This is a genomic window from Streptomyces sp. B1866, from assembly GCF_031932565.1.
Taxonomy (GTDB): domain Bacteria; phylum Actinomycetota; class Actinomycetes; order Streptomycetales; family Streptomycetaceae; genus Streptomyces.
In genome coordinates, this window is record NZ_JAVSCF010000261.1 from 1 (window position 1) to 8,819 (window position 8,819).

Sequence of the window (8,819 nt, forward strand, 5' to 3'; positions counted from 1 at the left end):
CCCGGCCTGCGCCGCCCGCGAGGCGACGCCCCGCCCGTCGGGCGCGTCCGGCCCGTACCCGGCACCCTGCGCGGCCGACCCGGCACGGGCACCCTGCGCGGCCCGCGCGGCCTCCGGCGCGGGCCGCCCGGCGTCCGGTGCCGTGCTCACCGCGGGCCCCCCTTGACGATCCGGGCCGTGGCGACGACGCTCGGCGCGCTGTGGCGGGGGTTCTTCAGCAGCAGGCGGTGCCGGGCCACCCACAGGATGGTGCCCTGCTCGGTGCTTCGGCGGCCGCCCGCGACCGTGAGCGGGATGGGGATCTCGGCGTCCCGGTTGGGCGACGACGCCATGCCGATCTGGCGGTCGGCGCACTGGAACCCGTGTTCGTCCAGGCGGCTCCAGGTGAACGCGGTCAGGGCCTGCCGCCGCCGCCCCCACCAGCTGTCCGCGGCGGCGGGCACGAGGTGCAGCGGGCTGCCGAGCCCGGCGTCGAACTCGATGAGCGTTCTGGCCTCGTCCGCCCCCCAGTCGTCCCCGGGCAGCCGGGAGACCTCCGCGGCCTGCCAGCGCAGGGCGGTCAGGTACCGCCGGACGTTCGCCGTGCCGCCCTCCTCGCGGTGGAACCGCTGGGGGACGGCCGGGGTGTCCGCCGCCTTCTTCCAGAAGTAGTGCAGGCTGCGGTCGAGCCTGACCAGGTGGTGCAGGTCGTTGGCGAGCGAGACCAGCAGCGGCTCCAGGCTCCCCGGCCCGGCGGCCAGTTCACCGGGGAACTCCGGGTGCAGGTCGGGCTGCTCGTCCGCGTACGACGGGTAGTCGGCCAGCGCCAGGCCCCGGCCGGGCGCCGCGTCGTCGTCCTCCGGGTGCGGGCGGCCGGGGAACGGCGGGACGGTCCAGCCCTCGGCGACGGTCGTACCGGCCGCCTTGGCGAGGTCGGCGCGCAGCTCCTGCTCCTCCGGAGGCAGCCGCAGCAGCGCCAGGTGCAGGGCGTCCCACAGCTCGGCGGCGCCCTCCGCCGGGGGCGCGTCGCGGCAGCGGTCGATCCAGTCGGCGAGGACGGTGTCGCCGGTGAGGTGGTCGTGCCAGCGGAGGCGTTCGGTCCACACCCGGGCCAGATCGGCGTGCAGCGCGGCGAGGCCGACGGGCCCGGGCGGCGGAGGCGGGAACAGGGGCGGAGGCGGAGGCGGGTCGGTCTGCCAGCGGTGGACGGCGGACGACGCGGCCGGTCGGCGGTCCGCGTCTGTGGGGGCGGGAGCGGCGGCCGGGCCCGGGTCCTGCCGGTCCGCGTCCTCCTCGCCCGCCCCCAGGGTCTTCTCCCCCGGGTCCGGGGTCTCCTCGCCCGGGGCCCGGTCGTCCCCGCGCGCGGGTGAGTCGTCCCCACGCGCGGGCGGCGTTTTCCGCGCCGCGGTGTCCTCCACGCCGCCCTGCGCCGCCGCGTCCGTACCGCCCGCCGCCGGGTCGGCCCCCCGGTCCGTCCCCCGGTCCGTCCCCCGGTTCGTCTTCCGGTCCGGGACCGGCTCCGGGAGCGCGTCCGCGAGCCCGTCCGGCGCGGGCGGCCGCGCGGTCGCGGGCCGGGGCTCCGGGCGGTGGTCCGCCAGCCGTATCACCAGGGCGGCCGCCAGGCGGGCGATGTCCGCGCGGGCCGGGTCGTCCTCGTACGCCGGGTCCACCGCGATGTCCGCCAGCTCCCCGGCCACCCGGCCCAGGCGGGTCCGTACCTCCCGGCAGGCCGCGGAGGTACGGTCCTGGGCGGCGCCGTCGAGCAGCGCCTCGAACACGCCCGGCGCCCACAGGGCCGCCAGCCCCTCAAGCCCCTCAAGCCCGCCGGACCCACCGGACTCGTCAGGTCCGGCGGACCCGTCAGGCCCGGCGGACCCGTCAGGCCCGTCCGGCCCGGCGAATCCGTCGGAGGGAGCCGGCGGCCCGGCGGCCGGGCTCGGATTGCTGGTCATCAGTGCCTTCCGGAGTAGGGGTTCCACATCTCGTTCACCGAGGACTCGCTGCGGGTCATCGCCAGCCGTCGCACCGCGCCCGGCCGCTCCTGCACCTCGCGCAGGTCCTTCGCGGGCAGGAAGGGGACCCTGCCCCGGTGCACCCGCAGCACGCCGGTCGCCGTGAGGGACGCCTGGTACGCGGCACGGGCGCCGCCCTCGCCCGGGGCGCGCAGCTCGCCGAGGGCCGTGCGGGTGCCGTCGGGTCCGACGGCGACGAAGCGGTAGACCGGGTACTCGTCCTCGACCAGCGGCGGCGGCAGGCTGGCCACCGCGCCCGGCACGGCCGGGGTCTGCGGGTCGGGGCTCTCGTGCATTTGGCGGGGCTCGGTGCCGCCGAGCGGGCCGGCGGGGAAGACCTCACGGGTGGTCTGCTCGGTCTCGTCGGTCACCACGTGCACGGCCCACGGCAGGACGTCGAACCGCCCGCCCCCGTACGCCGTGCCGTGCCCGGCGAGCAGCGGGGCCAGGTCGACCGCCTCGCCGCGCACCAGGAAGTGCTCCCGGCCCAGGCAGATGTGCACGGCGGGGGTGAGCTGGTGGTCGACCTCGATGCGGGCCTGCACGCGCGGGCCCGGCCGGCCGCCCGCGCCCCACCACAGGGACTCGGCGGGCCGGAACTTCTCCCGGCCCGCGTGCTCGGCCACGTCCAGGCTGCCCCAGGTGATGGAGCTGGAGTGGCTGGTGACGCGCTGTAGGAAGATCTTGTGCGGCAGGGAGAAGGGCTTGCTGTACAGGCCGAGGCGGCCGGTCTCGTCCAGCTCCTCGAACGGCTCGCCGGTCCTGAACAGGGAGGCGGCGAAGGTGCCCGCGCCCAGCAGCTCCATGTTGCAGGGCATGCCGAGGAACAGGTTCTCGGTGGTGAGGGAGATCTCGGTGAGGCCGCGCTGCTCGGCGGTGAGCACGCCGCCGCCCTCGTCGGCGGCGTGCGGCTGGGCGGCGCCCCACTCGGTGGTCTTCGTCGCGTACGCCCAGGCGGCGCCGATGGAGGCGGCCTGCTTGGCGTACCGGGCCTCCAGGGAGATGGCGGCGGCGTTCCACGGCAGGGCGGCCGAGTTGGACACGCCGCCGGTGAACCACTCCACGATGCCCTCCTTGACCAGCGGCATCAGCGTGCTGCGCCCGGAGAGCATGACCCGGTCGAGACGCCGGGCGGGCAGCCGGTCGACGTTGTCGGCGACCAGGTCGGCGGCGATCGACGCGATCCGGTGGACGGCGGGGCGCAGCAGCCTGCGGAACTCGGACGGCTCCAGGCGGATGCCGTCCACGGGCAGCAGGGCGGCGCCGTACGGGGCCTTCCGGCCGGCCAGTTCGAAGGCCTGGCGGTAGATCTCGGCGAGGTGGCCGTGGTCGACGCCGTACGAGACCGCGCCGCCGCCTTCGGGCCCGGGGGCGCCGCCGGCCCGGCCCAGGATCCGCTTGGCGTCCTCGGCCCAGGCGAACAGCATGCGGAAGGCGCTGCGCGCGGCGTCGTCCACGGCGTCCTGCGGCCACTGCGTGGGCAGCAGGGCGTCCAGCACGTGCTTGACGTCGGCGGGGACCACGTCCTCCTCCAGGCCGTGGCCCAGCACCGCGTCGGTGAGGGACAGCGGGTCGCCGTTCGGCGCGCGGAGCGTGGCGGGCAGGTACGCCTCGGCCAGCGCGTCGCGCTCCGCGGTGTGCTCCTCGCCGCGCAGCAGGGCGTCGGCGATGCGGGCCTTGAGCCAGTAGAAGACGCGCAGGGTGAGGAAGTTGCCGCCGAGCTGGGTGTGCCCGCTGGAGCCGACGACCTCGGGGCTGAGGTCGTAGTGGATGCCGCGCGCGGTGTCCGGAACCGGGCCGGCGGCGTCCGGCTCGGGGTCGCGGGCGGACAGGGTCAGGCGCAGCAGGGCGATGTCGGTGGTGCCGCCGCCGATGTCGACCACCAGGCAGCTCTGCTCCCAGGTGGGCCGCTCGGCGCCCGGCACCGGGTGCGAGCGGGCGCGCAGCGCCTCGGCGCCGTTGCCGTAGTCCATGCCCAGGTCGCGGAGGATGAAGAACAGGCCGGCGGCCACGCCCTCGTCGTAGTCGACGCACACGTCGGTGGCGTCCAGCGACTCGGCGAGCAGCCGGCGCAGCGCGGCGCGCGCGTCGGGCGGCGTGGTGGTGGGGTAGGTGACGGCGAGGCGGGTGATCGGGCGGGGCTCGGGGTCGCGGTCGCCGGCCGCGGACTTCTCGGTCCAGCGCAGGAGTTCGTGGTAGACGTGGGTGTAGAGGTAGTCGGTGGTCAGCGAGTGGTCCGGCGGCAGGCCCGGCACCTCGACCTGGGCGGTCTCGCCGAGGTAGCGCTTGAGGTCGGGGCACACGCCGCGGCCCAGGCTCAGGTCGTGCCCGATGGTGAAGGACGGCGGGTCCGCGGCGGCCAGCTCCATGCCGCTGTTGACGAAGGTCGCGGCCGCGGTCTCGTTGTCCTGGGCGGCCTCCTCGGGGAAGACCACCTGCCGCAGCCGCACCCGGGCCAGCGGCGGCACGTCCAGCGCCTGGTCGTACACGTCGTGCAGGCGCAGGCCCAGCCAGTGCGCGAGGTCCTTCTCGGGTGAGGAGACCAGGCCCTTGTCCAGTTCGAGGCAGACCCGGTCCAGCAGGCCGGCGGGCAGCGGCCGGCCGCCGCGCAGCCGGGCGGCGAGCCGGCCCACGCTCTCGATCCGCTCGTCGCCGGCCAGGGCGGCGACCTGGTCGGGCAGCCCGTCCAGCAGCGTCCGCCAGTCCTTGGCGACGTGGGCGGGCAGGTCGGCTGCGGCGTCGTCCAGCAGGTCGGCCAGCAGGGAGCGCAACAGCAGCTCCTGCTCGGGGTCGATGGGCAGCTTGTCGTCCTGGCGCGGGTCGTAGAGGGTGACGGTGCACGCGGTGGTGCCGAAGTCGACGGCGGCGAAGCCGGGGAAGACCCGGTCCCGGTCGGGGATGGTGCGGCGGCGCAGCCCGTACAGCTCCTCCTCGGGCTCCTCGGGCGCGCCGCCGGGCGGGGCGAGCAGGAACTCGACGGTCACGGTGAACGGCACCCGCTGCACGGCGGCCTCGGCAGCCGCGCCGGAGCTGAAGGCCACCCCCCAGATGACGTCGCAGGACAGCCGGCCGCCGGTCTCGTCGGGCGCGGGCGGCAGCAGCTGGGCGGGCACGGACACCGGCGGCTCCAGCACCCGGCGGCCCAGGATCCGCTGCCCGGGCACCTCCGGGTACGTCCACCGGGTCATCAGCCAGTGCTTCAGCTCGGGCGGGGCGTCGCGGATCTCGATAATGCGCAGCTCGTGCACCGAGCTCCAGGCGGCGCCGTCGCCGGACACCAGCACCAGGCGCGGCAGGCCGTACTGGCCGGTCTCCGGGTCTGGGCCGATCTCGAACACCCGGGGGCCGTACCGGCGGATCGCGGAGTGCGGGCCGGCGTCGAACTCCAGTGACAGGTCTTTCATGCGTCGATCCCCCACGTCGCCAGGTGGTCCAGGAGCGGCGACACGCCCCGCTCCGGCGGTTCCTCCGCGTCCCGCTCAGCCGGGCCCGGGCCGCCGCGGCCCGCGGGCCGCCCGGGGCCACGGCGGCGCAGCTGCGCGCCCACCGGGATCAGGCCCTGGGCGCTGCGGAACTCGCCGGCCAGGAACTCCCGGGACTGCTCCAGCAGGTCCAGGGCCAGCTCGGCGCAGACCTCGGCGGCGGCCTCGGCGATCTCCCGGCGCATCCGGAAGGCGCGCATCTGGTGCAGCTCCATGGCTTTCTGATGGGCTTCCAGGCGTCCGGCGACCGAGACGTTCCACGGCAGGTCGTGGCCCTCGCGCTGCGGGAAGCGGCCGTCGCGCCAGGTGCCGCCCCCGGCCTCCTTGGCGGGGCCCAGCACGGCCGCGTCCAGCTCCTCCGGTATCCAGCCGACGTCGGTCAGCAGGCCGATGATCTCCTTGCGCTGCTCGCCGAGGTCGTCGGCGTCCAGCTCGGCGAACGGGCCGGCGAGCAGGGCCTGCGTGCGGTCGTCCCGCCACCAGGCGTCGAGGTCGGCCAGCCGCTCCCGCCAGCCCTCGGTGAACTGCTCGGCCCACTGGGCGACGTGCTCGAACGTCTCGGCCGCCAGCCGGCCGACGGTCTCGTCGAACCGCTTGCGGAAGGTGCGCGTGCTGTAGACGTCGTCGGCCCCTCCGGCGAGCTTCCGGGCGCCGCTGCTGAGCCGGCCGCGCCGCCTGCCGCCGTCCTCGGAGGCGGCGGCGCCGCCGACGGCGACCAGGCCGCCCTCGACGTGGTTGACCAGGTTGTGCCACTCCGGCCAGCCGAAGACCTCGGTGATCGCCTTGCGGCGCAGGGCGTCCAGCAGCGACACGCCCGACCCGTAGGTGAGCACGGTGGGGTCGCGCAGCTGGTCGAGGTCGGACTGGATGCGGCCCAGCACGCTGCGCAGCTCCCGCAGCCGCACCTCGGCCTCGCCCAGCGCCTTGCCGTCCTCGCCGCCGGTCGCGCGGACCAGGGCGGCCAGCTTGCGCAGCAGCCCGGCCAGCGTGCCGCGCCGCTTGGCCACCCGCGCGGCCTTCAGCCGCACGCCGTGCCGCCGCACGTGGCCCTCCACCAGGCGGCGCAGCGCGTCGATGCCGCCGTCGGCCTCGAAGTCGCGCAGCCGGGCGGCCCACGGCTCGGTGGGGAAGCTGTCGCCGATGCGCAGCGCCCAGTCGTCCCAGGACGGCGCGGCGTACTCCGCCGAACGCCGCTTCCGGGCCTCGGCGTGCTCGCGCAGCAGGGTCTCCACCTCGTGCCGGGACTCCTGGCTGGCCTGCTCGTAGCGGTAGCCGTAGGCGTGGATGCCCGCGACGGCGGACACCGGCAGCACCCGGTCGGGCCGGCCCTGGACCAGCTCCCGGCCGGTGACGTCGAACCCGGCCACGTACTGCGAGGCCGCGCGCAGGTGCTGCGCGGACACCCGCGGCTGCGCGGGCAGCGGCGGCACCGGCACGGCGTCGAACTTGTTGCCCGCCACCAGCACCGCGTCCTCCAGCTCGGCGCGGCTGCGGCCGTGCCGCTGGAGCATGCCGTAGAACTCCAGCGGTACGGCCGTGTTGGGCTGGTTGGCGCGCAGCACCACCAGGATCGTGGACACGTCGCCCAGCTCGCTGTGGCTGAGGTAGGCGTCGCGGCTGCCGGACCCCTCGCTGCCCAGGCCGGGGAAGTCCAGCAGGACCAGGTCCCGCTCGCCGCGCAGCCGGCCCAGGTCCCACGCCTCCGGCGCCACCGACACCCGGTAGGTGACGCGCCGGATCAGCGGGAACGCCGCCTGGAGAGCGGTCGGCGACTCGCCGACCGCGTCGGCGTCGAAGGGCACCGAGCGCCGCTGCGGGAAGACCTCCGGCGGGGCCGCGATGTCGCCCAGGTCCAGGGCGCCGCGGATCAGGTCGGCGGGCATCGCGGCCCGGTCGCCGAGCACGGACTGGCCGCCGAGGTAGGCGTCGCGGAACAGCAGGATCTCGTGGGCGAGCCGCCGGTGCCGCGGGTTGGCCGGCTCGGCGCCCCACAGGGCCGTACGGGCCCACGCCTCGAACGCCCGCCAGTCGTCCGCCACCGGGTCGTACCCCTCCAGGGCCGACAGGTCCGCGCCCGGCAGGTCCTGGCGGACCTTGTGCGCCAGCTCGCCGAGCATGAACAGCACGCACTCGCGGGCCCGCCGCCGGGACAGGAACTCCACGACCGCGTCCCGCTCCAGCCGGGTCGGCTCGCCGGCCGGGCCCTGGGCCAGGTGCAGGGCCGTCACGTTGCCGGTGGTGGCCCGGACCTCGACGGGCAGCAGGTCGGGCCGGCCCAGCAGCGTGCCCACCAGCAGCGACTTGCCCGCGCTGAACTCGCCCACCACGCCCACGGTGACGGGCTCCTGGGCGACCTGGCGCAGGTCCAGCGCCTCCTGGCGGGCCTGCTCGATCAGCCGGGCGGTGATCTCGTCGCCCTCTTCGGGAGCCTGGAGGTCGAGGACCCCCAGGGACTCCTCCGCGAAGCGGACGGCCTCCTCCATCGGCGAGTCCTCCGGCGCCGCGCCCGGGTCCGCGTCGGGCGGGGGGCCGGTGGGCGGCGGGGAGGGTGGCTGGTCGGTCATGCGGTGCTACTCCGAATCTGGTGGCGGGCGTCCGGGACGGACGGGCGGTGCGCGGCGGGTACGGAAGGGGGGCGGGGGCCGGGCGGGCCCTACGTCACCTGGGGTCGGCGAAGACGAAGACCTTCACCGTCAGGTGGCCGGCGGGCGCGCCCAGGTCGTGGTACTGCTCGTAGAAGACGGGATCGGCGGGGAAGACGGCGGGCACCGCCTCGTGCATCAGGCGGGACACCGCCTCGGCGTATCGCTTGCTCTGCTCGGAACCCACCCCGGACCCGGTGCGGTACGTGCCGAAGACCGAGCAGACGGCGGCGCGGCGGTCGGCGAGCACCACCTCGTGCCGGTCGCGCGCCTTCTGCTTCTGGGCGGCGACGGCCGCGCGCACCGCCGCCACCAGCGACCGGCGGGCGCGGTCCCGCGCCGCCCGGTCCGCGCCGAGGATCCGCTGGTCGCCCGCGTCGCCCAGCACCTCGATGACGACCGGGGTGCGGTCGAGACCGGGCGGGCCCGCGCCGGTGCGGGACGGGCCCGGGGACGGCGGTACGGACGAACGGGCGGCGCCGGCCGGGGTCTGCGGGCGTACGGGCGCCTGCTGGCCGCCGAGCACGACGAGGACGAGCACGATCAGCAGGTCGGCGAACAGCCACCCGGCCAGCAGCTCGGCCCGCGGCCCGCGGCGGCCCGCCCGGCTCACGACGCGCCGCCTCTCGGCCGTGGCGGGACGGCGCGCGGGGGCGCGGGCGCCTCGGCGGCGGGCCGGTCAGGGGCGGGCCGGTCAGGGGCGG

General features: G+C 76.6%; 4 protein-coding genes. All 4 read right to left on the reverse strand.

Annotated elements, in window-relative coordinates; translation table 11 throughout:
• Positions 1–146: 146 nt before the first annotated feature.
• Positions 147–1,931: a hypothetical protein gene (locus tag RKE29_RS24935; RefSeq protein ID WP_312007874.1), complete on the reverse strand. Its 1,785-nt coding sequence runs from the start codon at positions 1,929–1,931 to the stop codon at positions 147–149.
• A complete protein-coding gene (locus RKE29_RS24940; RefSeq protein ID WP_312007875.1) occupies positions 1,931–5,395 on the reverse strand; it encodes a hypothetical protein in 3,465 nt (1,154 codons plus the stop codon). Before RKE29_RS24940 ends, RKE29_RS24935 begins: the two co-directional genes overlap by 1 nt.
• A complete protein-coding gene (locus RKE29_RS24945) occupies positions 5,392–8,037 on the reverse strand; it encodes a hypothetical protein (protein WP_312007877.1) in 2,646 nt (881 codons plus the stop codon). Before RKE29_RS24945 ends, RKE29_RS24940 begins: the two co-directional genes overlap by 4 nt.
• A gap of 94 nt (positions 8,038–8,131) precedes the next feature.
• Entirely contained in the window at positions 8,132–8,728 is a 597-nt protein-coding gene (locus tag RKE29_RS24950) for a hypothetical protein (protein ID WP_312007878.1), read from the reverse strand.
• Positions 8,729–8,819: the final 91 nt, after the last annotated feature.